Consider the following 24,070-nt stretch of genomic DNA (forward strand, 5'->3'; position numbering starts at 1 on the left):
CTGCTCCGCTTGGTATTAACTCTTGCTAGGGATGTGCCGCCGCCAGTGTCGTGATGTCTATTCCTGTCCAGGTGACTGTTGGGCAGGCTTCAACGCCTCAGGCAGGAAATACGTACCCACGACAGCAACCACAATGAGCACACTGACAAGCACACCGAGTCCAACTAGACCATAGCCAGTATAGGCGAAGGCACCAGCCATCGGCCCGATGATCATGCCCGTGCCAAAGAAGATACTGTAGACCCCCATGGTACTGCCTCTCGCATCGGCATGAGATATGTCGGTGAGGTACGCCATGGCAGCTGGTGGAAAGGCGCCTGCAGTGAAGCCCAATGCGGGAAGTACTGGCCACACGGCCCAGAGTGCACCAAAGTCCTGTGCATTTGCAACCAGCACAAACGCGAGACTGCCGAATCCGAGCAGCCCAGTGACGATGAATGGCCTCCGCATGTTGAGACGGTCAGACAAGTGCCCCATTGTGATGATTCCAAGGACAAGTGCACCGCCAAGCATACCGAACAGGACCAACAACTCCGTCGCATCAAGAGTGAAGTGCTCTTCAAGGATGTTCTCAGCGTTTGCAATCACGAGCCCGTAGAGCGAGATGATGGGCACGTACACGAACACCATCCGCTGAATGCGTCGGTCTCTCACGACGCGCCCCAAGAGCTGACGAATGCTCACATCCCGGACAGCAGAGGCACGGGTCTCTTTGATGCCGTATGCTGCAACAAGAGCGCTGATGAGACAGCCTCCTGAGGCCCCAAGGAGCAACAGGGCAGATGCATAACCGAACTGGAGCAACAGTATGCCAATGCCATAGCCACCTGCAAGACCCATCAGCGTGGACAGGTCGTAGTAGCCCATGAGCCGGGCCCGGTTGTGTTCGCTAGAGCAGTCGGCAACGATAGAGAGAGTACTGGAGACCTGGGCGGCGGCTCCTAGTCCGAAGACGGCAGAAAAGACAATGGTGAGAGTCTTGAGCGGCGTCAGGGCAAAGAGGAGCGCGGCCGTGCCGGTGAAGAACAGAGATGCGATGAAGATGGACTTTCGGCCCACCTTGTCAGAGTATGACCCAAAGAAAGAGACAGAGGAGAGCTCCACCACAGGATAGACGACAAGTACAGCAGCAACGTCCCACTCGGTCATAGCACCGCCAAGGTAGGAACTGCTCTGTATCACGGCGATAGTAATGTAGAAGCTTGCCCTCATCAGCAGGGTCGTCAGATAGAGGGCCAGTAGTGTCCATTTGTGTTCAGAAGCTCTCAGTCCCATATTGAACATTCTCCGCAGATTCTCAGGCCCGGAATGCATTGCGGTTATAAGCTTGCTAGTTGAGGTGGTCACATGGCCGGCACACGTCTTAGCGGAGATGTCGGAGCAAGCTAGCGTCTCTACATTCACTTCTACAAGATTCGGACCATGGGTCACGAGGATGAGACTGATTCGACAAAGAAGTGGGCAGCCGTCAAGTCCGGCCTTCCAGAGCACATGCGCATCCTAGCCGAGTCAGGCAACGCTTTCTCCACCGAGTTCACTGGTCTCACAGTCTACGAGGGCACTCCTGAACAATGGGAGAAGGCCATGAGAATCATTCGGGAGAGAGGCCGCCGTATGCTAGAGGCCAGCATGACGGTCATGGACACAAGGACCTGTTGTTCCGACTGCAGGAGTCAGGTCAGTCGTTGAGCATAGAACTATCGACTAGGAGAAATCCGCGTCAGAGCAACGCTTTTGTGGGGCGCCTCTCGCCTAATAGCCTACATTTCGGGATGCAGACAGATGTCCAGCAAGACTGACTATAGAAGGCTCTTCATCATCATTCTGTTCGCGGTCCTAGTAGGCATTCTGGTCTTCAACATCGCACCTTCCGAAGTCACTCCCGGTGACTACAAGGGGACTCTGAACATCGAAGCGCCGGGAGTCTCATCTTCGAAGGTACTCAACTTCACTCTGTCTCCATCAAAGACCGGAGACGAGGTGCTCGTCACCATCACCGGTAGCACCACGAACGTAACGGTACGATACACTGACACAGTCCGAATTGCGCCTGGTAACACTCTGTCGGTCGTGGTCAGCGCAACAGGCGAACCAATCGAGGCCGAGCACATCACGCTCATACTGGCTGGGCCGAATGACTTCGAGGTGTTGCTAAGACCGACGAGACAGAAGGGGCAGACGTTTACGATTGAATACCAGCCGCTTGTGCGATCGAACAGTGCAGCGATGATTCTTGCAGTAGTGGCAATACTCTGGTTCACGGAGGGAATCAGTCTGGTGGCCACTTCGATTCTGATACCGATCATCATTGTCATCACGGCCATAGCCTCACCGAAGGATGCGCTCATGCCGTTCTTCGACCCGGCGGTCGCATTGATATTCGGTGGCTTCATGATTGGGCGGGCCCTCGACAAGTACGAGCTAGACCGACGACTGGCACTGCTAATCCTATCCCGGGTGGCAAGCTCAGGGTCCGGTCTCGTCCTCGCCGTGATGGGAGTGACTGCGTTTCTCTCCATGTGGATAAGCAATACAGCGGCAGCAGCCATCATGATTCCCATTGCACTGGCGGTCATCAGCAAGATTGAGAGCGACGACACACGAAACAAGTACGCCAAGGCACTTGTCTTGGGGGTCGCATACAGTGCCACTCTTGGCGGAGTCGGTACAATTGTGGGCTCTCCCCCGAATCCTCTGGCGGCGACCTATGTCAGGGAGTTCCTCGGAGTCGAGATCTCTTTTCTTGCATGGCTTCCATTTGGTCTGCCTGTCTTGTTGATAATGGTTCCTCTAATATGGCGGTGGCTAGTGTTCCGCTTCAAGCTGCCCAACAATCCGGAAGAGATGGCAGAGCTTGAGCGTGTGTCCGAAGTGGAGTACGCCAAGCTTGGCCCCATGACTGCCCAAGAGAAGGTAGTGGTCATCGTCTTTCTTAGCGTAGTCACGCTTTGGCTCACAGAGCAACTACCTGACTTCCTAATCGCTCTGACGGGGTGGCGTGGGCACGGCATCAACAGCGCAATCGTCTCACTGATGGGAGGGCTGGCATTGCTCGTCCTTCGGCTCTTGGATGAGAAAGACATCTCTCACAACATCTCTTGGTCGTCGTTGCTCATACTTGGAAGCGGAATAGCCCTGGGTGAAGCGATGATAAGCACGGGCCTCTCAACCCACATAGCCCAGCAGCTTGGAGGGCTTGGGGTTCTTCCAGGGTATCTTGTCATAATGATAATCGGTGTAGTGGCGGTCTTGGTCACGATGGTGGCATCCAACACGGGCGCTGCAGTCATACTCATACCCATAGCCATACCTTTGGCCACCACTCTTGGCATCGATCCGCTCCTTGTGACAATGATAATCGCAATCGGAGTCTCAATGGACTTCGCTCTCCCCACAGGGACTCCACCGTCCACCATAGCGTACAGCACGGGCGAAGTGGAACTGCAAGAGATGGTCAGGACCGGGCTAGTTGTAGACTTGACCGCAATCATGGTCCTTACCACCATAGCCGTCGCCATCTGGAGTCTTCTAGGCATAGTGACTACCTAGCGCACGGACAACCAACATCGCAGTTCCCTTCGAAGTGCTTATATCCCAGACACAGCCGGACCTCCGGAGAGGCGGAGTGAAATGGACTGGATTGCCAAGATCATCAATGGACAGCCTGACGAGTTTGTGCATGCCAAACTGCTCAAGTATGGAATCGGTGAACACCCCGGGCCCCGCGCGAAGCTCACATTCACTTCATCGAAGATGACCTTCAAAGCGGACCTCGACCTTGAGAAGGTCCTGACCAGAGCATATCTGGCATCCACGAGAGGAACTAAGCACAAGGTATCAGGAGTCATAATCAGCTATGACGACCCAAAGCAACGCTTCACCGGTGTTCAGCTCCCACTTGAGTGGTCACAATCCAAGGGCGTAGGCGCTTCAGTGTTCAAGGCGAAAGTGAAAGAGACGGTCCCACATGACCATCTTGAAGAACTCCTTGAGAGAGGCGACGGTCCCACCACCTTCTTCTTGCTGTCACTGGTCCCCACAGACGTGTCACTGGCATCAAAGGTGACGACCAAGTCATCGTTCCCCAAGGCACCCGCGGGTAGCGATGAAGAGGACGATAGCAAAGAGAAGGACCCCACCTTCACCAAGGGGACCATCGTGCGCACACCGGAGGTGGATAATCTCCTCTTTAACGAGGTCCTTCCCGACGTGAAGGCCAAGATTGGACCCAAGACCAAGAACGTGAGCATACACCACACTATCGTCATAGATGACATTCAGGCACACGAAGACCCAACACTCTCCGTGTCTGAGAAGAGGCGGCTTGCCAAGAAGAGGGGAAAGCTAGTTCGTACGGTCACGGTCGACGGTACCGAGTACAAGTCGTCATATCCGTTCAACGTCTAACACGACGGTCGGACCACCGAGAGCTTTAAAACGGAAGCGAAGGCGACTCCTTCGACCACACAGGACGTGAGAGTCGCTGAGATGCTTCAGATACTGCTTGAGACCCTGTTTCTCCCCTTCGGACTGGTGTTCATAGCGCTTGGACTGTTCGCATATGGTTGGTTAGCAGTTCATATCTCACATGCCCGACACACGTCGTGGTCAAGAGTCATAGTGTCACTTGTCTTGGGTGCGCTCCTCATTGGCTTCGGGATTCACTTTGTGCTTGTGTCAGTAGCCATCTAGACACGGCACTTATGTCAGCCGGTGCTGTCTACCTCGTCATGTGGCAAGCATATACAAGCTTAGTTCATATTGGAAGCGAGGATTCTGGTTCATTGGACAGACTGTGCCATAGCCAATGAACGGAGTGGAGTACGCCCACGTGTCTGAACAGGACCTACAAAAGCTAGCGGGTGACACCAGACAGAGGATCATCCGAGAGTTCGCCGAGAAGCATGCCACGTTCCGAGAGCGGACCAGAAGAGTCCCATTGGACGAGGCCAAGAGGATTGCAGAGGAGACACACAGTCCGCTTCAGATTGCAACAGTTGCGTACCTCATAAACCTCGACGGGATAATGAGCATTAGAAGCGCGGTCGAGCTGCTGGCCAATGAGATGCAGCGTAGGACGGTGGTGGGCGAGGGCGTTCCAAATATCCCCGGCAACATAATGGAGTTTGCAATTGGAGAGGGTCAATGGATAGAACACATCCACGGGGTGTTCTCGAGAGAGCTTGAACTCAAAGTCAGAGAGCTGGCAAACATAGAGATGGCCTTGGAGGATGCAATCTACACGACTGAACAGTCCATGGCAGTCCTCAGTGCTAGGACTCGAATGGCAGAGACCTACATACAGCCCATTCTCGAGACCTGGTTGAAGGAGCATCCCAAGGCCAACGGTGAAGATGTCCTGAACGCCTTCGGACCACCAGTCACAAAGTGGCGCAGGAGCACGTTGATGGGAAAGGCCGCCCAAGCACGCAGACGCAACGAGGCGTTCTTCCGAAGGGTGCTGACCGGCCTTGAAAAGGCCTCTGACTCTGCTACGATCGACAGCACGGTCAAGAGGGTGATAACCATCATAGAGGGACTCGAAGCAGACTTCAAGGTCATGGACACACGTGCACTCGCACACTTCTTACTTCACATCATTCCTCGACCGACAGGCCGCGGGGACAAGTCCTCGTTCGTGGACGTTGGGAGCGGTTCCACACGCGGATACAAAGCAGAACCCGATATGCAGTCTCCGTTCGACTTCTTGGAGCGCGATGTGTTACTGTCACGGAGGAGACCAGCAGAAGAGCGGCTGCGGTACCTCGGTGAGAAGATAGCCCGTGTCATTAGAGTGCTAAAGTATCAGGGTCTGAATACCGAGGACAGCATAGCAAGATGCATAGAGGAGATATCTGCCCGGCTGAAGATCGAAGGGGTGACCGGTCCGGACACTCTGGAGACGCTCAAGAAGCAGATTGAGCAGGCAACCGCAGATGAGCGCGACGACACGGCAGTGAGGCTGATCTACAACTTCGTCGAGACTCACTACTACGGGAGACAGAACCCTTGATGCGAAGCAGTCCCCTCTTCTGGTTGCTTGATGTTGAGGCATATGACTACATGGTGGGGTTTCTGAAGGATGCGGAACTGAGAGGCAAGGCGCTGATACTGTCCTCGCAGCTGTGGTCGATAATACGTGGAGACCAAGTCGTATCGATACTGATTGGGCCGGGCACATTCAAGGGGTCTGCCCAGAGTGGTTCAAGAAAGCTGGACATCTTGGAGCCGCTCTCAGCTCTGATGTTTGACCCCACTCAGCTGCGATATGACGAACCAGTTCCGACTGTGGACATAGTGCACCCAGAGGTCATAGACCCACTGGAGAAGAGAAAGGTCGATGAGATTGTAACGCACATAAGGCATGTCATCGTAGAGAGGGGCCATGTCTTGGCAGGGGACATGATTCTCAAGGTCAACCCTGGGGCATCGGTGCCCGTGACCGCTCACGCTCTTGACATGGTGCAACGTGTCAACGTGTCGCACGTCTCCGGCGTCCAGAGAGCCAAGTTCATTCTTGCAGGGACAAACCAGCCGCTCTATAGGCCACTAGTCGAAGGGTATTCTCGGGGCAAGTACGCGAGAGCGGACATGGCCAAGGTGATGGCCGTCCCGTTCTCGAAGTTCTGCAGCTTTGCAGACATCGAAGTGATGAGCGACTGGATGATAGTGGAGAAGGCCGGGCTTGACACCAAGACCGGGATTGAGGCGATGGAAGAGGAGTACAACCTCACTCTTGCAGACATCAAGAAGAACGCGGATGCATTCATCTTCCAACGATGATGGTGATGCGACCGCAAGAGTGATAGTCACACCTCGAAGCTGGTTGCACGAGGCTATGTTTTGGAGATAGCGGACACCGACATACAGCGGATTCTGTCTGGTTCGTATGCAGTGGTCTTGAGGCCGGGCCGACAAGAGATGACCACCAAGATCGAGATCTATTCGGACACTCTGCGAGACCGCCAGAGAACACAGTTGACAGGGATGGTGGAGTACGGACTCAGGCCGAGCGGCCTTCTCGAGGTGCTGCGGGCATGGTTTGTCAAATACAACAGGCCTGTGTACTACCAGCCGAAGGAGTTTCACGAGATACTGAGGGCGGCCAAACACATCATGGTCCCACGAAAGGAACTCCCCGACTTTCTCGATCTGCTCAGGGACTTCCTACAACGTCTTCAGACAACGCCACTGAGAGTATTGCCGCTGTGTGAGCACTGTCTGAGAGAGGAGAGACTGACCATCCTGACAAAGCGCAATGCAGTGATAGCTTCAACCAGTGAGGTGACATGCACTACCTGTGCTCAGGCCGAACTGAGGTCAGACCTGAAGAGCCTCGGACTTGAGATGTCCCCGGGCATGATGCGCCAGCTAGAGTATCATCTCACCAAGGTCAGGTCGGTGCCGAGAGTCATGGAGATGATGTCTGTGGGGTTTGACCCGGTCAGTCAGCCAGACCTTACACTGTTCGACACGATAACGGGTGGAGTCAGCGGCAGTTCAAGGAGTTTCGCAGACCTTCCTCTTCCAGAGGAGATCAAGTCGCTCTATGCGGCGGAGGGCTATGACAGGCTACTGCCGGTCCAAGAGATGGTGATTGATGCAGGTCTCCTAGAGGGACGCTCTCTCCTTGTCGTCTCGTCCACGTCGTCCGGAAAGACGCTCATTGGCGAGATGGCGGGAATACCCAAGGCGATGTCAGGAAAGAAAATGATCTACCTGAGCCCTCTCGTTGCGCTGACAAATGAGAAGTACGACCTGTGGCGGAGACGCTACAAGAGACTCGGACTGAGGACAGGGATCAAGGTGGGGATGTCACGACTCGAGGTGGGTGATGAGGGACATCCGATTGTTGACACCGACATCACCAAGGCGCACATCATCTGTGCCACGTATGAGGCGCTTGACAACATCTTCAGAGCAGGGGAGACCGAGACGATAGGCGAGATTGGGACCGTCGTGGTCGATGAGATACAGAACCTTGCGGACCCCGAACGTGGACCTGAGTTGGATGGGCTGCTGACCAGACTCCGGAATCATGCTCCTGATGCGCAGATAGTGGCACTCTCGGCAACTGTGGGGTCTCCTGAGAAGCTGGCAAAGGAACTCGGACTGCGCCTCGTCAGATATGAAGGACGGCCGGTTCCACTCGAACGCCATCTTGTATTCGCTCGAAGCGAGGACGAGAAGCGCAACATCACTGCACGGCTTGTACGGCAGGAGTTCAAGCGAGTCAGTTCGTTCGGCAACAAGGGTCAGTCAATAGTGTTCACCTTCTCGAGGAGAAGAGCACATGCACTGGCGGACTGGTTGAACGAACAGCGCGTGTCAGCAGCTGTGTACCATGGCGGGCTGCCGTACGGTCGCAGAAGAGCAATAGAGAACGCCTTTGCGAAGCAGAGGGTTGCATGTGTGGTCACAACCGCGGCACTTGGAGCAGGCGTCGACTTACCAGCCTCTCAGGTCATCTTTGAGTCGCTGACCATGGGGGCAGACTGGCTCTCCAACGCAGAGTTCGAGCAGATGCTAGGACGTGCGGGCCGACTGGGCAAACACGACTCTGGAAAAGTGTACGTGATTGTCCAGCCCGACAAGAAGTACCACGCCGGTCAGGAGAAGAGTGAGGACGAGGTTGCGGTGGAACTCCTCAACGGAGTCGTGGAGGACGTCGAACCATTCGCGGACGCCGAGGTCTGCGTAGAACAGGCATTGGCGCTGATATGCTCAACACCTCCCACCACTGTCAAGGAGATTGCTCGTATCTACGGGAGAATGCTGTCGTGCTCCGTGTCTGCTGCAGACGCGCTCAAGATCCTTGTACGCAAGCGTATGATAACAGTAAGTGAAGGCGATGTCCGTCCCACTGAACTGGGCAGGGCCACCTCGCTGTCGTTCTTCACCCCATCAGAAGGACTGGAAGTGCTCAGGCTCGCAGGGAAGATGGATGTCATCGACATTGCGGTGAGCCTCGAGCCCTTCGAGAATGTGTACCTCAGCACGCGCCTGCAGGGCGAGGTCGACGCGGCGTTCAGGACACACATGCCCACGAGGCTCTTCTCGGGCGTATTCTCTGACCTGGGCGACCTGTCACGGAGGGATGGAGGAGCCGCAAGGCTCGCTGACTGGGTATATGATGTGCTGGGCCGATGGACCATGAAGATCTTCAACTGCGGCTGTCCTCTCTTCCCCGAGTGCGACCATGCAAAGATTCGGTTGGGTCGATGGATGGTCGACAGGCGAAAGGAGGGACTCAACCCATCAGGCATAGCGGCACAACTCCAGAGGGAATTCGAACTATGGGCTTATCCGGGAGACATATTCTCGTGGCTCGACTCGCTCATTCACACATTGAAAGGTGTTCAGAGAATATCCGCCGTCGCAGGAAAGGTCGACCTGGGCGCCGAGATAGACGAGCAGATTGCCCGAATCGAGAGGCCACTCGAGTCCGCCCTGAGCGACGACAAGGACAAGGAGAAAGTGGAGGGGGACGGGCAGGGGGAGGAGAAGGAGGAAGTCGAAGGGGAAGAGATGGAAGAGACAGAGGAGGACTGGGAGGGAAAGGAGGAGAAGAGGCCGGCAGAGGGCTAGGACCCAAGTGTATCCTGTGTACACTTACCGGACTCGAAGCTGACCCGCAGACTGGTGAGGTCCTCAACGGAGAGCGAGTCGATATTGAGGTCAAGCCATAAGTGAAGGTCTCGTCTGATTGCCTCTTTTGTTGGCAGCTCCTCCACTACGAGTGGAGTTGGTTCGGGTATCAATTGGAATCTGGTGCAGCCGCACTTGCACGCCCCATCGAGCACCACGTCAACATCAGTTGTACAGTCACCACAGTTGCGACAGCGGAATATCAAAGCGAGAACACACCTGAAGGGGACCACACAGGCCTGGACTATGAGGGTTGGTAATGCGGGGGTATCACGCTGATTCATGAGATAGACTTATGTGGCGTTTGTCTGTCAGACTGCCCTGTGGGGCGCTCAGAATGGTCAAGACATGCACTCTGTGCCGAGGGAAACCAAAGTTTCGTTGCGACCACTGCCGTAACGAGTTCTGTCAGGACCACGCCATGAGATGCCCTTCATGCGGGACCATATCCTGCATTCGAGACCTGGGACGCAAGCCGATATGCCCCAGTTGCAAGACCCACCTTGATATCTGCCCTGAGTGTCTTATCAATGGTAAGATAGTGCGGACAATTCATGGTGCTGGTGTCTGCCCCGAATGCGGATGGTCTCCGGGCACCTAGAGCAGCAAGAGAAGCCACAGAAGCACCACGGCTGCAAAGGCGATGACCGCAATGACCTTCCCTCTGGGTCCAAAGCCCCAGATGATGGGGATGGGACCTATCAGCACAACCCCTCTGCTACTCGTCTGACTATCTCCTGTCCTATCGTGCGACGAGCGTGACTCAATCATTAGCCCCGCAAGTATCAGAGCCACGCCTATTAGAATCAATGCAACACCAATGAGTGTCAACATGGTACCGGTCTGCATGCTAGCTTTCCTCCATTTTCATCTTGTCCCTGGTGTCAAGTGTTCCCGTCGGTAGTGTGAATTCCATCCTCTCATATCCACCCACCCTGTCTCCCGTGTTGGCCCAGAGTACCACCATGTCTCGATGGACCTCGTATTGCAGACGTGTCTCGACAGCCTCGACCCTGGTCCTGTGTGGGAACCGCCAGATGATCTCAAAGTCATATGGTGCGTCCTCGTCCTCAAGCCACGTCTCGATGGTGTTGACAGTCTCTCGGAATCGTCCTGCAAAGTCGATGAGATAGACGATTCCTACCACATTGCTGTCGCCCTTCATGAACACATCCGCATACCGCACTATCGACCTGACCTCCTCACCGTTTATCTCAACGCGCTCCTCGTTGAGGAAGCCCTGCAGATTGGCAGAGAGCTTACGAATCTCACTCTCAAACAGCCCCTCGTCACCCGTTACCCGCCGATAGTAGCCGAGTGGGTCACTGTATTCAAAGCAGAGCCGTTCGTGTATCTCTCCGCTGACGCTCACACTGAAGAATGAGTCCGCATGAAGCGGAACTACGCCGTCAGAATCTTTGTCCGCCATCATTGTCGTCGTATCACCTCACTGCAGGGGCACCGAGTCGATTCCAGCCTCTGCAAGATGTTGCGCAAGCACTGGGGCGTTGTCCGTGAATGCGTACGCGATCCTAGGTGCCACCGACCCTGCAAACTCCATCAGATGGGGAAAGTCAGCATGCGCACTGAGCGGGATTCCTCTCTTGCCGAATGCAGAGCCACTTAGCGCCCATCCCGACAGCGTGAAATGCTCCAGTCTGTCCTCAATCGACCGCGCCGCTCTGACTCCATGAATAGTCCGAAGCGCTTCAGCCGTGTGCTTGGGAGACGATGTGACAATGGAACATCCGGCGTCCAGCATGAGCTTCGCCTCTCGACTGTGAACCGATGTGAACACGAGCTCGGCACCATATCTGTTGTATACCGATGCAACAGCATCAATCACTCTGTTCCCGGACACCACCCCGATGCCTGCGGACTGGAGTAGGGCTATGGTCTCCTGCGCTTTACCCAGAGAATAGGTCTGGAAGCTGGGAATCAGTCCGGACTCGATTGTCTCTCTGGCAGTCTGTACAATCTTGGTATGCACTTCTCGTCTGTCAGGAAAGACCCACTCTGGTGAGCCATAAGTGGCCTCAGTGATAAGGACATCTGCCGACACCGGTCGTGCCCCCTTGTGTACTATGCTGTCCACGGGATTGAAGTCGCCTGTGTAGAGGACTGAGGGGCCACCATCAAGCTGGATTAGGAACATTGAGGAGCCGATGACATGTCCAGAATCCAGAGGGGTTATCGTGGCTCCGTCGTGAAGTATTGTATCGCCATGGACTGCAATGCTCAGATGCCAGTCCGGCCTGCCGCCCCTCGCTTTGAATGTGCGGACAGTGGCTTCGGTGGCAATCACATGACGCGCTCTCTCTAGGCCCACAGTATGGTCTGAATGGGCGTGAGAGAGCAGGGTGGTGCCGTGGGGAAGTGCCAAGTCCAGACCGAAGCGGACGTCACCGTATTTCAGTAGAATACCGTGGTCCATCCATTGCAGGGTCAGCGTGGGCATATTCAACACCAGGGCCGTACAGGCACAGTCACAAAAGCCTACCTCTAAAGTGTCTTCTTCATCAGCAGAAGCCGCGTTGTCTCTACCGGACGGCCGCACTTCTGCGACAGCGAGTCGATGAGTGAGTCCTGTCCCGAACCACACTGAAGCAGTTCAATCGCAGTGGAGCGTGATGCCAGCGACTGTCCTGTGAGCAGACGAGCCAACAACTCAATTGCCTCAGGGTCGGACCTGACAACGGCGAGCGTACACATCGTAGTGTCACCCACCTGATCAGTACAGCAGAGGCCGGACAACTGACCGCCCTTTGAGACTGCAGACAGCTGGTTCCTGAGGCATCCAAGCTCTAGAGCTGCGAGGGACTGAGTGAAGTCTAGACCGAGACGAGTTCGCTCTTGCAGCAGCAGCAGACGGGCATCCTGCGCAGACGGAGTGACTCGCACCACGTCATACGAACTGACTTCGGAAGGGTCGAGCGACCTCGTGGAGAAGCGATGACGGTATAGCTGAGAGCAGACGGAGAAGTCGAGCCCGAGAAGCGAGTCTTTGAGCCATGAGGGGACCGACAGCCCCGGGGGAAAGTCGACCATGTCCGGACGCTCAGAGACGACAACGTCCACGCTCCGTATGTGCTGTGAAGGAAAGTACGGCAGTGACGACTTCAGAATGTGTCTCGCCACCTTGTCAGCACTGTCAGGTCGCAACCGAATCGCAAGTATCCCCACCCGCTTTGCAGCCTCGTCCCTGAACAGAGCAGTACCGCCCACTACTTGCTCTTCAAGGGTGGACAGATACAGGATTGCTCCAGGATGTGCAGAGAGGTCTCGCAGATAGGACCCGTCATCAACACCTGCCACATTTCGGGGGAGGACTGTCCAGAGTTCGTGTTCCTCCGGCCTGAGTCGTCTATTGTAGATTGACTTTCCAATCATCAGGTTCGGACTCCTCTGTAGTGGGCGATTATCTCGCCGCCTATCTTCCTTATGGCCCTGTTCTTGTCGGGACCAATAGGTGAGCCTGCGATGAAGTTGGTGACACCCTCTCGGACAAGCTCGTCAATCCGCTGAATGCAGTCGTGGCTGCTGCCAACTATCGCGAAGGCATCTACCATGTTGTCATCGACCAGTCCCTGGGCCTCTCCAAAGCGACCCTGAGCAAGCATCGAGCGAATCTTCTCAGCAGCCTCGGCGTCAATCCCGTGCCGCCTCAAGATGAGCTCTGGAGAACCTGCAACAATGTAGGCCACCACCATGCGGGTCTGGCCTTGCATAGCCTCACCATACGAGTCAGCTATGCTCATGGCAGTATAGGCACCTATGTCCAGTTCGTCCATGCTTCTGCCCGCTCTTCTGGCACCCTTCTTGATCGAGGCCAACGCCATCCGGAAGTCCCTTGGATGGCTCGCATTGATTAGAATACCGTCTGCGACAGCAGCAGTCTTCTCCAGCATCTGAGGCCCCTGAGCACCAGCGTAGATTGGAATCCGTGGTGCAGCCTTCACGGTCTTGCCATCGACAGTAATCGGACGCCCTTCGGAGTCGAGGACCGGACTCTTTCGTACCACGTCCAGCTTCGCTCCTCTCAGATTGAATACCTTCCCGTTGAGATGGCACTTGTCGCCTCTGGTCAATGTCCGGACGACCTGAATCGCTTCAACGACGGTAGACACCGGAAGACGCCACTGAACACCCAGGGTCGCCAACGTCACGCGATCACCTGCACCAAGCCCAATCACAGCTCGCCCCCCGCTGATCTCGTTTAGGGTTGCGGCTGCAGCAGCTGACAGAGCGGGACTTGTGTGATAAGGGTTGGTCACTCCGGGCCCGAGGAGTACCCGACGAGTGTTCAGGGCAATCGTAGTGAGAGTACACCATGGATTCCTGTTGTTGTAGTGGTCTGTCACCCATATGTTGTCGAAGCCAGCATCTTCCGCTGCCTTGTCCCACTCGACAAGTTCGAACACAGGACGGTCTGGCACGAGCTCTATACCGAAACGAAGCAACGATGACGACTCCTGACGTCTTCGGGACTCGAACTCGCATTGCATTAAGCCTTTGCAAATGAGCCATTGGTCGCCTGCAACAGACGGGACACAGACAACATGAGACCCCGACATCACTCATTGTCAGAAGGACAGGTCTGGGGATGGGGGGTTCAAGGTGCTTGGGACAGGACGACAACTCGAAGCGCCCTGCATGAGTACACAAGAGGTCAGCGGCTCAGATGCGCGAGGTTCCGTCCCCACACATGAAAAGGCATTTGAACTCCGTACTGACACGGCTCGTCTAACGGACTTGCCTGACAGCGAGGACCACTCAATGATGGAATATGATGCGGACCTTCACCTTCACTCCCCCTATTCAATAGGGGTAAGCAGCAGCATGAACTTGGATGGCATTGTAAAGGCTGCAAAGATGAAGGGGCTCAGCATCCTGGGGACAGGAGATGCTACGCAGAAGGACTGGCTCAGGCATCTTCGCTCAAAGCTTGTCAGCGTTGACGGAGCTCTCGCATACGACGGCGTTCATTTCATCGTGACGGTGGAGGTTGAGGATGCCGAGTCAATTCATCACATCATCATCTTGCCCGATCTGGAGTGTGTAGAGGTCCTGAGAAGAGAACTGCATTCTCACTCCCCGAACTTGGACGACCACTGGGGAGGGCGACCGCGAGTCAGTCTGAGCCCGAGCGAGCTTGCTGGAACAGTGCGAGACATTGGAGGTCTTCTTGGACCAGCTCATGCCTTCACGCCATTCAAGTCTCTGTTCAGAGAGGGAAAGTACGACTCTCTCTCCTCGTGCTATGGCGATGAGGCAAGCCACATCCACTTCCTGGAACTCGGACTGTCTGCAGACACGGTAATTGCAGACCATATCCCCGAACTCTCGAGAGTCACCTTCATCACCTCCAGCGACGCACACTCTCCGTCGCCGGACAAGTTGGGAAGGGAGTTTGTAAGGCTGCTTGTGGAGGGTCCTACATTCCACGAGGTCGCCATGGCACTACGACGAGAGAAGGGGCGGAGAGCTGTCCTCAACGTGGGTCTGGATCCCAAGCTGGGCAAGTACTACCTCTCGTTCTGTTCTTCCTGTAGAAGAACACTTGTCTTCGATGAGTCGATCTCCACCCCTTCGCATGACGAGCTGAATGTCTACGTCCCGATAGTGTCCAAGGAGGAGATGCCCGAACTCCTCATGGCAGTCCACAGACGGCAGATGAAGTGTCCGGCCTGCGGAAAGAGAATGCGTCTTGGCGTGAGAGACCGAGCCATCATGCTGGGCACAGGTCAGAGTAGGTCACCTGAGCATAGACCACCTTATCTGCACATGCCGCCCCTTCTTGAGATGATGATGACTGCCACTGACAGCACCAAGACATCAAAGAAGCTACTTCGCGAGTATGAGACACTGGTGAGCAAGTACGGGACAGAGACCAAGATACTGACTGGGAGGTATGACAGCCAGCTGGGTGAGTACAGCCCTCGACTTGCACAGCTGGTGCGGGCATGTCGTGACGGAGAGGTGAAACTCATCCCGGGTGGCGGCGGAAGGTATGGGAAGATGGTCCCACCATGGGGCGGTGATGAGAACTGACAGTAGTACGTGGAACCATCCGAGAGGTCGGTCGTAGCACGACGACTCGTATCAGCAGTACTAGGTGGTATGGCACAACTCGGATTGTGGTACAGGATGACGAAGGCAAGACATACGACGTGAGTCTATCATCCGCGGTGATGGAAGCACAGAGATTCCTGCCAAGAGTGGGGATGCGCGTGATAGTGCATGGGTTCGTTGAAGAGGCTGAGTACGGGCTTTCTGACTTTGTTGTCACCAGAGTGTCCCATGTCAGACATGAGGGGGCAGACGTGAAGCGCGTGGTCAAGTTCGAAGACTAGATGTCTCATCTGCGGACTCTGATGAGATAGCCGGGGGGCTGTATCCACTCGGACTTACACTTCGGACACCGGGAGGGCTTCTTGACGGTTGCTCTATCAGAGAAGACGAATCCGCACTTGTTGCACTGTGCGGGACGAGCAACCAGCTCCCTCCCCTGACTCCTAATCGACTTGGCAATATGCCCAAGATCCTCAGACACAACCCGGGGGTCATCGAGGTCGAGGGCGTTACATATGTCCTGTACAGTGAGAGGGACGGAAGTCCGTTCCAGCATCTCTAGGATCTGTTCTCTACGAGTGGCCATGATAGTAACACCCACACACACGCACACGCCGTCACTCTGCTTAATGCTTGCTGGTCGAGGTGTCATCTCGGTGACTCCGAGAAGCGGCCTTTTGACTGTCATATGCAGCAGGTCTTTATCTGGCCGAGTCATATCTCTACTGAATAGCAGCCAGAGACTCTTGAGGTGCTGAGCGCATGCCGCAGCTTCTGCTGGACCCAACTCCCGCTCACAAACACATGTCATACGACGAGCGGGTCTGTTCCGTATGCATGGGACACAGAGCTCTCTGCGGTGTGCGGCCATGCCCGCTTGTCATGAGGGCGAAGGCAATTGCCAACATCGAACAGGCGGTACCCGGTACCAGTCTGGAGGGGTCCTCTCCACCATCTGTGTTCGTAGGCAGCTACGGTTATCCGAAGGTCTTGGCAGGTCCACTGGTGCCTCCTGTCCGTGGAAGCGAGACTGCCCTGATGGAACGGCCAGACCTGTGGCTGGACAAGACCCTTGACCAGATACTGGCCTTGCGATTCAGTCTCATACGGACCAAGAGACCGCTTCCTGTGGATGCGGCCATCGACCCTCCACGACTGCTTGCTGAGACACAGACCATGGCTCTCTCTGAGACGCCGACCGCATCTGAGGCCACCCTGCTCAAGAGACCGCAGTTCACTGCCATAATCTCCAGCAAGACCCTTCCCATTGGCCCTTCGGCTCCACTGCACAGCTTCCAGCTCGAGGACAATCCCAGTGTGCCCAAAGCCGTTAACCGAGTCACAAGCGACACTGACCTGAAGGCGGTGCCCGGTGTGATGACCCTTTTCCGCGAGGGTATCAGTCAGCAGCACCTGACGCGCCTGTTCTCTGTTGGTCTCCTCGGAACGAAGCGAACTCGGAAGCTTGTACCCACGGAGTGGAGCATAACAGCTGTGGATGACATAATCGGCCGGCGACTACATCGAGAGGTGCTCCAGTATGAGTGGGTTAGTGACATAATGCTCTTTGTGGACCACGCGCTGGGCAACACCGTCGCCATACTGATGAACCCAGGTCCGTGGGAGTTTGAGGCACTGGAATGCTGGCTCACAGGTCCGAGGCCACACGTCATCTCGGACTACGAGTATACACACGGTCGCAAAGAATACGCCAAGGCCGTGGTTGGAGCATACTACGCCACACGTCTCCCAGTGCTTGAATATCTCTCTGAACAACGCAGACAGGCGTCAGCCATTGTGTTCATGGAGATAGACCCGAAGAGGTGGGTACCACTAGGAGTGTGGCGCTTCCGTGAGATTGCTCGGAGAGCCCTCTCTGGATCAGGGAAGAGCTTCTCGACCACGGAGGAGGCAATAGAAGACCTGGCAACTCATCTGCGGAACCCAGTAGCAAGCTACCTTGAGAAAAGCATCATCTACCGGTCTCTGGGAACCCAGACTCGTCTGACAGAGTTTTTCTAGGGGGCTGTTCAGGAGGAGGACTTGCAGCACATTGAGGAGCGCACGAATATGGGTCACTATGAGCAACTGTGTCGGCTCGGAGAACGACTCGGGCCATTAGCAAGACCGCGTGCCTCCGGTGCCGACAGAGAACTGTCCAAGGCAACAGTGTTTCTGCGACCGCTCATGGTCATATCTGTCGAGGGTGTGACGGGAGCCTCGCGACTCATCACAGTCATCGCGTTCCTTGTGGGCACCATAGGACTCACGCTGCTCGGTCTCTCCATCGCTGCAGCCGTACCAATGTCACTGATGCTTGCGGTCCTGTCCTACTACGGAGTCACACTGTATCCTGTGAGCCTCATGAACAGCTACAAGGTCCAGCTCTCAGAGGAGTCGGACATCATGTTTGAGCAGTTCATCCTCGTCTTTCAGTCAGGTGGGAGCATCTTCGACGCCATCGAACTCGTGGCTCAGTCGGACCACCCGTACCTCTCTGCGGCGTTCAGGCGGATCCTCGCAGATGTCGAGCAGGGCAAGCCGCCCGAGGAGGCACTAGTCGAGTTCGGTCGCAGTCAGCCTTCCGAGGACCTTCGGAGGTATCTTACAGGAGTAGTATCTGCTCTCGAACAGAAGACGGAACTCCTCGACCTGCTCTCCGGCGAGTCGTACGAGGCAGACATGACCCTGCGCTCGAAGAACCTCGAACTCGAGAGCCGCCTGCTAATAGTGTCTGCGCTGATAACCTACGTCCCCATGCTCATCACACTTGCACTCTCACTCACAGGTATGGCTACTAGTCCGCTCGTGATTGTGGTTGCACCGCTCTTCGTCATTCTCAGTGTATTCGTGCGCACGAGATTCTCAAGGGACTTTGCGTCGTATTTTGACAGGCCGCGTGAGAGAGGTGTCGCACCGCCCGCACAGAGCAGGATCATGGCCGAGTACGACGAGTTCCTGAACTTCCTCATGCTGCTAGGCGAGAGGATGAGGACCGGAGACACTCTTGAGGTGGCACTGCCAGCGATACGTGACGAGCTGGCACCGGAGTCCCAAAGACTTGCGGACATGGCGATTACTTCGATATACGCGCACAATGAGGATGTCCAGACGGCTTTCAACAGGGCGTCTGAAATGGCACTGGGTGAACGGGTCTCACGCATGATGAAGGTGATACCCGCTATGGCCGAGGTGTCCGCTCTCGACGCTGGAGAGAGAATCGTGAAGATGGCCGGGAAACTGATTCGGCGTTCGGCACTCGCAAGAGAGAGAGAGTCCATACTCTCTGCACAGAGAGTCAAGGTCTATCTGCTGTCCCTCACCAGTGCGGTGGTTCTCGGACTGCTGGCATCGCTGGCACCCTTTCTCTACATAGGCTCTCTCCTATCTCAGGGCCCTTCATGGACCCCCGGCGCCACCAATGTCATGGAGATGCTTCCGCTTCTCGTCACTCTCGTGGTGATAACTTATAGTGCGGGCCATCAGAACACGCTTATGGTAGGTGGCAGAAGACCACGAGCTTTCGGGCTCGTCTGTGCGCTCCTCTTCTGGACTTCATATGTGACCGCATCAGCATTGCTGGGTCTGGGGAACTGGCCAACATAGGTTTTTTAGATGGTGTGCGCCAGTCTTCACCGTTTAGACCAAGGAGTGTATGCAGGTTGCAACTAGGCATCTTTGATCTCAGTCTTGGTGAAATAATGCTGTTCTTCCAGAACGAGTGGGTCGTCGGCTGGCTCCTGATTGGCTCGGGAATACTCGCCGCCGCTTGGCTGCTTGAGAATCTGACGGACCCAATCCCGTTGCTGCGCAACATCTTCGACGTTGTTGTGGCCATAGGCACATATGTCGGCTTCTTCGTTGGCCTGTTGGACATCCTCGTTGGGTATATTGTCTATACCACGAATCCAACAGCCACCATCGTAGCTGCTGTGCTCATCATCACTGGCTTCTCACTGTCAATGCGTCTGCTGTCGAAGTTCCCAATAGCGCTGCTCTTCGCAGCTGGTGTGGCAGGCTTTGTCACCTTCACAGTCTACGGTTACGTGAAGCCATATACCAGTAACCCCATCCAGCAGATTGCTGACATAGCCACGCAGGTAGTGTCATTGAAGGGGATGATCGTAATCTTCCTAGTCGTCTTCTCCGTCGCCTATGTGTTGGGTGGCTTGATAATCAAGATCATCCAGCTAATTGGCAAGGTCTTCTCCGCCACTCCTGTGAGCGTCATCATTGGCCTGGCCGCAATGGCTGTCGGTGTGATTGTGATACTGGCACCAGCTCTTGTTGGCGTCGTCGTGCCTTGGCCTCCAATGTAGGCATTAATCTAAAGAGGGGCAAGTCCCCTCTCTTCTTCTTTTTCCACCTCGAGTGATACAGGTCAACTCAGAACTCGAGACCACCTTGTGTGTGCAGACTTTCACCCGACAATGTGGGGGTCTGACGGCATTTTCACTCGGAACGTGTGCATGAGTGGCGGAGATGGTTTCACAGCACGGTGGAGCGCTTCCGCAGGCAATAGAGCAATGGAGGAGATGGCCATATGGATTGCTGCTGGAGCAAGACGATGGCACACATGCAGAGGGCTTGGCAAGAAGCCGCTAAGCAGATTGTTCTCTGACGGTTACCAACAGGTCAATACTACAGTCCCGCCCGGCTAAAGTCCGCTCAAGCCGGCACTCGTATGGGTCTGATCTCTCTGAACAACAGAAACTTTACGCCTCTGGAACCGTAGAATGTGGCCGCCTCGTTCATCTGTGTCTCGGCCTTGGCAATAGACGCGTCCCACTTTGAGATGTAGTGCACTTTGTCGGGAAGCATACCCTGCACCAAGTCTCTGTCAAAGCCTGCTGGGACTTCCATGCCATTCGGTGCAAGCAGCACGACTCTAAAGACCACCTCAGTGGAAGTGTCTCCAGTCACGTCCGTACGACCAACCTCAAGCCAGAGTTCACAGTACTGCAAAGGCGACCTCTCACATGGGCCATGCTCAGGGCTAGGCCCCATACAGAAAAGCATGATTGTGTACTTATGGCTTCTTTGCTTCAGTCAACTGGAAGATGGCCGGAGCGGTATCTTTTCCCAAAGAGTTAATACTAGAAACGCTTTAACACTATCTATTCCGAGTACGGTCTACGATAGACTAATAGGATTCGGAACGGATGCTCAGAGGTGAGGAAGCGATGTCCCGCAGCGGAGATAAGAGCTCCTCAGAGGAACCAACAGACAAAAGACACAAGCGAGGCCGCAAGGCTATGAGTGGCTCCTCACAGGACAAGAAGAAGATAATCAGCGTCACTATGAGTCAGTCGGTAGTGAGCCAGATTGACAGGCTCGTCGAGGACAGAGCAGCACGATCACGTGCGCAGCTGATAGAGGACGCTGTCCGATATTTCATTGACTTCACAGTACACAAATGGAATGACAGAGGAATCTATGTCAACAACTGCAGGGTTGTCATGGAGTCAGACACGCAGTCCTCGCTGTTCTTCTCTACCATGACGCCAGCCAGTCAATACGAGATGGGAAGGACTGCAGGAAGCCAGTCGCCCATTGCGGATGTGATAAGGCTCGTCCATGGGAAGAATCCGGCGGACCCTTCGAGTAGACAACTTGTGATGCGTCTACTTCAGGCTCACGGCTGGGGTGCAATGAACATGAGCGAGGATGGCCTTGTAGTCGTAGGCAGCCCATTCTACCCTGCCCAGTTCGTCAGAGGCTACCTTGAGGCACTGATGAAGGTTCAGCTCGAGCTGGTCGAGACTCACGCCAAGGACAACATCGCGCTGCGCGTTGTGAGATAGTCAGCACAGAGCCTACCACTCTACACCCCTTGTGAGAATCTCAAACTCACTCTTGAATAGACCGGGTATGCCTTCAATAGTGCGGCGAATCTGCGCTTCTTTCTCAGCCATGCCATCCGCGGCGAAATATACCTCGTAGACACATCGATTCTGCTCAAAGCAGAAGCCAGTGGTGAACAGGACTTTCAAGTCGTACTGCTTGAACAGTGATGTCATGGTCTGCATCAGCGCCGGATTCACCTTCTCTACCTCCAGACGGACCCGTGCCCCGCTCTCCTTCATCATTGGGAAGAGCCTAATCTCGCCTGACTTCTCGAAGTGAATGACCATCGCTGCCTTCACATCGGCAAGCTCAGGGTTGTTGAAGAAGTCCCGCGGGAGTACTACTGCAGGCTTCTTTCGAATGTCAGCAACCATTCCTTTAGTGATTCCGGCCAACGCAACCGCCTCGCGCCTGTACACTACTGAACGCACTTCGTGTATATGTACTTTCGTAATGCCTATCCCCAACTGACTACGGCAGGCCACAGTCACATTCACCGGACAATCCAGACGGAGAGAATCACGAGGAAGGCACCCACAAGCATCACCGAGGTGAATGGCTCTGCCAGGAGACACACACCGAGCATAAATGCCACTAATGACTGGAGCATCAGGTATGTCGCAGACGTGACACCACCCATGTCTCTGAGCCCGGAGTAGTACATCGCAGTCGCGAGGCCAATCGAGAACACGCCCAGATAGACTGCTGCGACCTGAAACTCAATCAGTCCCAGCTGTGCCCAGTCCGCAGGAAACAACACCAGCGTCAGAAGAAGTACCAGAGCAGTGTAGATTGCATTTGGGGCCGCGACTCTAAGGGGTTTCCCAAGCTCGTGCATGGTGTCCTGAGCGATCACAATCCACAGTGCCCATAGCAGTCCAGCCGCCAGAGCAAGGAGATCCCCAAGCAGCTGCCCGCTCTGCACTGTATCAGTGCCAGCGCCCATTGACACTGCAGCCGCGCCTATGACCCCGACCATCAGGCCAATCACCTTGCGTGACTCCAACCTGTCTCTCAGAAGAAGTACTGCGAACACGGGCACGAATGCTGTACCAAGATTGACAAGAAGCCCGGTCTTGCTTGCGGTGGTTATTGCGAGGGCGATGTACTGGACTGCGTATGCCAGCCCGTTTACTGTACCCAAGGCAAGGGTCTTACGATTTCTGAATCCACTCGACACGCCACTCAGTCGCTCTTGGCTCAACAGCGCAGCGAGGAGCACGACAGCTCCTAACGAGTTCGCGGTGAAGGCCATGAGCACGGGACTCACAAATGGTAGCACCACGCGACCAACTACAAAAGTGGAACCCCAGATTGCGGATGCAATCACAAGCAGCGCCCTTGCACGAAGATGGTGCATTATTCTGTGAGGCCTCACGGCGCATCGCGATGCTGGCTTCTTAAGTCTAGTAGTAGTGACCAACACTCAGATAAGCACGGGAACAAAGAACACGAGACACCTATGCAATGGTGATGAGCAATGGCGAAAGAAGGCGGCATATACGTCTGTGATGTCTGTGGACAGATTGTTGAAGTGAAGAAGTCAGGACCTGGAACACTGGTCTGCTGTAACAGACCGATGCGCCTCTACGAGGAGTGATACCGAGACCGTCCAGTTGGCAATCCTTATAAGTCGACTGGCGGGCAACCCAGCAGTCTTCTTCCGGGTGGCCATCAATGGTGGAGATACCGAGCATCATAGTAAAGACGAGGACGCTTCTTAGCCTGCGAGGGTATACTCTCGACGAGTATCTTGAGTTCGACGACAGATACGAGATGGTGCCAGAGAAGAGAGAGGGCGAGGAAGTCAGCAAACTCGTGGTATGGATATTCAAGGAACCAAGAGTTGTGGGTGTAGCAACCGTCAAGGATGTTGCCCGAGGTATGGAGGAGGCTGGAGCAGCGGAAGGAATGATGGTCGGAGGCAGCAGGTTCACGCCAGCAGCCAAGAAGCAGGCAAAGGCAATGAAGGTGGAGCTTGTCGAAGGCAACTACTCCAGCTTCGACCTGTTCGACCATGAGCTTGTTCCCAAGCATGTGATTGCATCTGAGGATGAGGTCAAGATGGTCCTTGACCACTATGGGATAAAGAGGCCGCACCTGCCAAGGATAATGAGGGATGACCCAGCGGCAAAACTTCTAGGCGCCAGACCCGGACAGGTCCTGCGTATCGAGAGGAAGAGCAAGACCGCGGGCGTCGCATACTATTATCGTCTTGTTGTTGACGGTGCAAGATAGGTCAGGTCTAGAGAGCAAAGAGACCCCACTGCAGACCTACGAATAGCATCACCAGCATACTGGCAAACGGCAGTGTGATGTTGTCTGTCCCCTTTGGGCTTATGAGTTCCACAAGCGTCGCAGTGACTGATCCCACAAGAGCCAGCAGTATCATCGGAACCCACAGGACTACCCCGCCAGGAGCGAACGCGGTCTCTCCGTAGTTGACAACACCAAAGAACCAGAACCCGAGCATGGCACCGACGAAAGCAAAGACGAAGAGGGC

28 protein-coding genes are annotated in these 24,070 nt (G+C 55.1%); 16 read left to right on the top strand and 12 right to left on the bottom strand.

Annotation, left to right across the window (positions count from 1 at the left end; genetic code table 11):
- Positions 1-57: 57 nt before the first annotated feature.
- Positions 58-1,275 carry an MFS transporter gene (locus HXY34_03875; GenBank protein NWF95260.1) on the bottom strand — a complete coding sequence of 406 codons (1,218 nt, stop codon included), beginning with the start codon at positions 1,273-1,275 and terminating at the stop codon, positions 58-60.
- Positions 1,276-1,422: 147 nt separating this feature from the next.
- Here HXY34_03875 and HXY34_03880 point away from each other — a divergent pair, with 147 nt between their 5' ends.
- The 7 genes from HXY34_03880 (at position 1,423) to HXY34_03910 (ending at position 9,588) form a co-directional block, all read left to right on the top strand.
- Positions 1,423-1,689 (top strand): hypothetical protein, encoded by a 267-nt coding sequence (locus HXY34_03880; GenBank protein ID NWF95261.1) that lies wholly within the window; start codon positions 1,423-1,425, stop codon positions 1,687-1,689.
- Positions 1,690-1,782: 93 nt separating this feature from the next.
- The gene (locus tag HXY34_03885) at positions 1,783-3,549 is read left to right on the top strand and encodes a DASS family sodium-coupled anion symporter (GenBank protein ID NWF95262.1); all 1,767 of its coding nucleotides are present in this window, start codon (positions 1,783-1,785) and stop codon (positions 3,547-3,549) included.
- Positions 3,550-3,630: 81 nt separating this feature from the next.
- Complete coding sequence (locus HXY34_03890) at positions 3,631-4,407, top strand: hypothetical protein (protein ID NWF95263.1); 777 nt, start codon at positions 3,631-3,633, stop codon at positions 4,405-4,407.
- A gap of 81 nt (positions 4,408-4,488) precedes the next feature.
- A complete protein-coding gene (locus HXY34_03895) occupies positions 4,489-4,692 on the top strand; it encodes a hypothetical protein (GenBank protein NWF95264.1) in 204 nt (67 codons plus the stop codon).
- A gap of 139 nt (positions 4,693-4,831) precedes the next feature.
- The gene (locus HXY34_03900; protein ID NWF95265.1) at positions 4,832-6,013 is read left to right on the top strand and encodes a hypothetical protein; all 1,182 of its coding nucleotides are present in this window, start codon (positions 4,832-4,834) and stop codon (positions 6,011-6,013) included.
- A complete protein-coding gene (locus HXY34_03905) occupies positions 6,010-6,783 on the top strand; it encodes a hypothetical protein (GenBank protein ID NWF95266.1) in 774 nt (257 codons plus the stop codon). Before HXY34_03900 ends, HXY34_03905 begins: the two co-directional genes overlap by 4 nt.
- Positions 6,784-6,843: 60 nt before the next feature.
- Positions 6,844-9,588 carry a DEAD/DEAH box helicase gene (locus HXY34_03910; protein ID NWF95267.1) on the top strand — a complete coding sequence of 915 codons (2,745 nt, stop codon included), beginning with the start codon at positions 6,844-6,846 and terminating at the stop codon, positions 9,586-9,588.
- Here the strand turns inward: HXY34_03910 and HXY34_03915 are convergent.
- The 6 genes from HXY34_03915 to HXY34_03940 form a co-directional block, all read right to left on the bottom strand.
- Positions 9,585-9,854 carry a hypothetical protein gene (locus HXY34_03915; protein NWF95268.1) on the bottom strand — a complete coding sequence of 90 codons (270 nt, stop codon included), beginning with the start codon at positions 9,852-9,854 and terminating at the stop codon, positions 9,585-9,587. The two genes, HXY34_03910 and HXY34_03915, sit on opposite strands and share 4 nt — an antisense overlap.
- A 391-nt stretch (positions 9,855-10,245) precedes the next feature.
- The gene (locus HXY34_03920; GenBank protein ID NWF95269.1) at positions 10,246-10,497 is read right to left on the bottom strand and encodes a DUF131 domain-containing protein; all 252 of its coding nucleotides are present in this window, start codon (positions 10,495-10,497) and stop codon (positions 10,246-10,248) included.
- Position 10,498: 1 nt separating this feature from the next.
- On the bottom strand, positions 10,499-11,080 hold the full coding sequence (locus HXY34_03925) for a hypothetical protein (GenBank protein ID NWF95270.1): 582 nt from the start codon (positions 11,078-11,080) through the stop codon (positions 10,499-10,501).
- Between the two features lie 15 nt (positions 11,081-11,095).
- Positions 11,096-12,106 carry a hypothetical protein gene (locus tag HXY34_03930; GenBank protein ID NWF95271.1) on the bottom strand — a complete coding sequence of 337 codons (1,011 nt, stop codon included), beginning with the start codon at positions 12,104-12,106 and terminating at the stop codon, positions 11,096-11,098.
- Between the two features lie 44 nt (positions 12,107-12,150).
- Positions 12,151-13,038 carry a hypothetical protein gene (locus HXY34_03935; GenBank protein ID NWF95272.1) on the bottom strand — a complete coding sequence of 296 codons (888 nt, stop codon included), beginning with the start codon at positions 13,036-13,038 and terminating at the stop codon, positions 12,151-12,153.
- Entirely contained in the window at positions 13,038-14,153 is a 1,116-nt protein-coding gene (locus tag HXY34_03940; GenBank protein NWF95273.1) for a 5,10-methylenetetrahydromethanopterin reductase, read from the bottom strand. The genes HXY34_03935 and HXY34_03940 overlap by 1 nt, the downstream gene beginning before the upstream one ends.
- Before the next feature lie 148 nt (positions 14,154-14,301).
- Between HXY34_03940 and HXY34_03945 the strand changes: the two genes are divergently transcribed.
- Together HXY34_03945 and HXY34_03950 are read left to right on the top strand one after the other, a co-directional pair.
- Positions 14,302-15,699 carry a phosphotransferase gene (locus HXY34_03945; protein ID NWF95274.1) on the top strand — a complete coding sequence of 466 codons (1,398 nt, stop codon included), beginning with the start codon at positions 14,302-14,304 and terminating at the stop codon, positions 15,697-15,699.
- 86 nt (positions 15,700-15,785) lie between these two features.
- Positions 15,786-16,001, top strand: coding sequence for a hypothetical protein (locus HXY34_03950; protein NWF95275.1), 216 nt, complete (start codon positions 15,786-15,788; stop codon positions 15,999-16,001).
- Between the two features lie 5 nt (positions 16,002-16,006).
- On the opposite strand, the gene HXY34_03955 is transcribed toward HXY34_03950, so the two are convergent.
- Positions 16,007-16,306: a transcriptional regulator gene (locus HXY34_03955; GenBank protein NWF95276.1), complete on the bottom strand. Its 300-nt coding sequence runs from the start codon at positions 16,304-16,306 to the stop codon at positions 16,007-16,009.
- Positions 16,307-16,482: 176 nt separating this feature from the next.
- Here HXY34_03955 and HXY34_03960 point away from each other — a divergent pair, with 176 nt between their 5' ends.
- From HXY34_03960 to HXY34_03975, 4 genes are all read left to right on the top strand, one after another.
- The gene (locus tag HXY34_03960) at positions 16,483-17,742 is read left to right on the top strand and encodes a hypothetical protein (GenBank protein NWF95277.1); all 1,260 of its coding nucleotides are present in this window, start codon (positions 16,483-16,485) and stop codon (positions 17,740-17,742) included.
- 48 nt (positions 17,743-17,790) lie between these two features.
- A complete protein-coding gene (locus HXY34_03965) occupies positions 17,791-19,326 on the top strand; it encodes a type II secretion system F family protein (protein NWF95278.1) in 1,536 nt (511 codons plus the stop codon).
- A 56-nt stretch (positions 19,327-19,382) separates the two neighbouring features.
- Positions 19,383-20,039 carry a hypothetical protein gene (locus HXY34_03970; protein ID NWF95279.1) on the top strand — a complete coding sequence of 219 codons (657 nt, stop codon included), beginning with the start codon at positions 19,383-19,385 and terminating at the stop codon, positions 20,037-20,039.
- A gap of 150 nt (positions 20,040-20,189) precedes the next feature.
- Complete coding sequence (locus tag HXY34_03975; GenBank protein NWF95280.1) at positions 20,190-20,381, top strand: hypothetical protein; 192 nt, start codon at positions 20,190-20,192, stop codon at positions 20,379-20,381.
- A 7-nt stretch (positions 20,382-20,388) separates the two neighbouring features.
- On the opposite strand, the gene HXY34_03980 is transcribed toward HXY34_03975, so the two are convergent.
- Positions 20,389-20,685 (bottom strand): hypothetical protein, encoded by a 297-nt coding sequence (locus HXY34_03980; protein NWF95281.1) that lies wholly within the window; start codon positions 20,683-20,685, stop codon positions 20,389-20,391.
- A 218-nt stretch (positions 20,686-20,903) separates the two neighbouring features.
- Here HXY34_03980 and HXY34_03985 point away from each other — a divergent pair, with 218 nt between their 5' ends.
- Positions 20,904-21,524 (top strand): ribbon-helix-helix protein, CopG family, encoded by a 621-nt coding sequence (locus HXY34_03985; GenBank protein NWF95282.1) that lies wholly within the window; start codon positions 20,904-20,906, stop codon positions 21,522-21,524.
- A 12-nt stretch (positions 21,525-21,536) separates the two neighbouring features.
- On the opposite strand, the gene HXY34_03990 is transcribed toward HXY34_03985, so the two are convergent.
- Positions 21,537-21,986: a hypothetical protein gene (locus tag HXY34_03990; protein ID NWF95283.1), complete on the bottom strand. Its 450-nt coding sequence runs from the start codon at positions 21,984-21,986 to the stop codon at positions 21,537-21,539.
- Between the two features lie 74 nt (positions 21,987-22,060).
- Positions 22,061-22,927 carry a DMT family transporter gene (locus tag HXY34_03995; protein ID NWF95284.1) on the bottom strand — a complete coding sequence of 289 codons (867 nt, stop codon included), beginning with the start codon at positions 22,925-22,927 and terminating at the stop codon, positions 22,061-22,063.
- Positions 22,928-23,047: 120 nt separating this feature from the next.
- Here HXY34_03995 and HXY34_04000 point away from each other — a divergent pair, with 120 nt between their 5' ends.
- Both HXY34_04000 and HXY34_04005 read left to right on the top strand, forming a co-directional pair.
- Positions 23,048-23,167, top strand: a complete 120-nt coding sequence (locus HXY34_04000; GenBank protein ID NWF95285.1) for a desulfoferrodoxin FeS4 iron-binding domain-containing protein — start codon at positions 23,048-23,050, stop codon at positions 23,165-23,167.
- Between the two features lie 77 nt (positions 23,168-23,244).
- Positions 23,245-23,805 carry a DNA-directed RNA polymerase subunit H gene (locus HXY34_04005; GenBank protein ID NWF95286.1) on the top strand — a complete coding sequence of 187 codons (561 nt, stop codon included), beginning with the start codon at positions 23,245-23,247 and terminating at the stop codon, positions 23,803-23,805.
- A gap of 7 nt (positions 23,806-23,812) precedes the next feature.
- Here the strand turns inward: HXY34_04005 and HXY34_04010 are convergent.
- Positions 23,813-24,070: hypothetical protein (locus tag HXY34_04010; GenBank protein ID NWF95287.1), on the bottom strand; the 258-nt coding region annotated here is incomplete at its 5' end.

It is taken from the genome of Candidatus Thorarchaeota archaeon, from assembly GCA_013388835.1.
In the GTDB taxonomy this organism is placed as follows: domain Archaea; phylum Asgardarchaeota; class Thorarchaeia; order Thorarchaeales; family Thorarchaeaceae; genus JACAEL01.

What these genes read in the sequence shown, in the direction of transcription:
- HXY34_03875 (NWF95260.1), bottom strand. Translation starts at nt 1,275, where the DNA reads ATGGGACTGAGAGCTTCTGAACACAAATGGACACTACTGGCCCTCTAT.
- HXY34_03880 (NWF95261.1), top strand. Translation starts at nt 1,423, where the DNA reads ATGGGTCACGAGGATGAGACTGATTCGACAAAGAAGTGGGCAGCCGTC.
- HXY34_03885 (NWF95262.1), top strand. Translation starts at nt 1,783, where the DNA reads ATGTCCAGCAAGACTGACTATAGAAGGCTCTTCATCATCATTCTGTTC.
- HXY34_03890 (NWF95263.1), top strand. Translation starts at nt 3,631, where the DNA reads ATGGACTGGATTGCCAAGATCATCAATGGACAGCCTGACGAGTTTGTG.
- HXY34_03895 (NWF95264.1), top strand. Translation starts at nt 4,489, where the DNA reads ATGCTTCAGATACTGCTTGAGACCCTGTTTCTCCCCTTCGGACTGGTG.
- HXY34_03920 (NWF95269.1), bottom strand. Translation starts at nt 10,497, where the DNA reads ATGCAGACCGGTACCATGTTGACACTCATTGGTGTTGCATTGATTCTA.
- HXY34_03925 (NWF95270.1), bottom strand. Translation starts at nt 11,080, where the DNA reads ATGATGGCGGACAAAGATTCTGACGGCGTAGTTCCGCTTCATGCGGAC.
- HXY34_03930 (NWF95271.1), bottom strand. Translation starts at nt 12,106, where the DNA reads ATGCCCACGCTGACCCTGCAATGGATGGACCACGGTATTCTACTGAAA.
- HXY34_03935 (NWF95272.1), bottom strand. Translation starts at nt 13,038, where the DNA reads ATGATTGGAAAGTCAATCTACAATAGACGACTCAGGCCGGAGGAACAC.
- HXY34_03940 (NWF95273.1), bottom strand. Translation starts at nt 14,153, where the DNA reads ATGCAATGCGAGTTCGAGTCCCGAAGACGTCAGGAGTCGTCATCGTTG.
- HXY34_03945 (NWF95274.1), top strand. Translation starts at nt 14,302, where the DNA reads ATGAGTACACAAGAGGTCAGCGGCTCAGATGCGCGAGGTTCCGTCCCC.
- HXY34_03955 (NWF95276.1), bottom strand. Translation starts at nt 16,306, where the DNA reads ATGGCCACTCGTAGAGAACAGATCCTAGAGATGCTGGAACGGACTTCC.
- HXY34_03960 (NWF95277.1), top strand. Translation starts at nt 16,483, where the DNA reads ATGCCGCAGCTTCTGCTGGACCCAACTCCCGCTCACAAACACATGTCA.
- HXY34_03965 (NWF95278.1), top strand. Translation starts at nt 17,791, where the DNA reads ATGGGTCACTATGAGCAACTGTGTCGGCTCGGAGAACGACTCGGGCCA.
- HXY34_03975 (NWF95280.1), top strand. Translation starts at nt 20,190, where the DNA reads ATGAGTGGCGGAGATGGTTTCACAGCACGGTGGAGCGCTTCCGCAGGC.
- HXY34_03985 (NWF95282.1), top strand. Translation starts at nt 20,904, where the DNA reads ATGTCCCGCAGCGGAGATAAGAGCTCCTCAGAGGAACCAACAGACAAA.
- HXY34_03995 (NWF95284.1), bottom strand. Translation starts at nt 22,927, where the DNA reads ATGCACCATCTTCGTGCAAGGGCGCTGCTTGTGATTGCATCCGCAATC.
- HXY34_04000 (NWF95285.1), top strand. Translation starts at nt 23,048, where the DNA reads ATGGCGAAAGAAGGCGGCATATACGTCTGTGATGTCTGTGGACAGATT.
- HXY34_04005 (NWF95286.1), top strand. Translation starts at nt 23,245, where the DNA reads ATGGTGGAGATACCGAGCATCATAGTAAAGACGAGGACGCTTCTTAGC.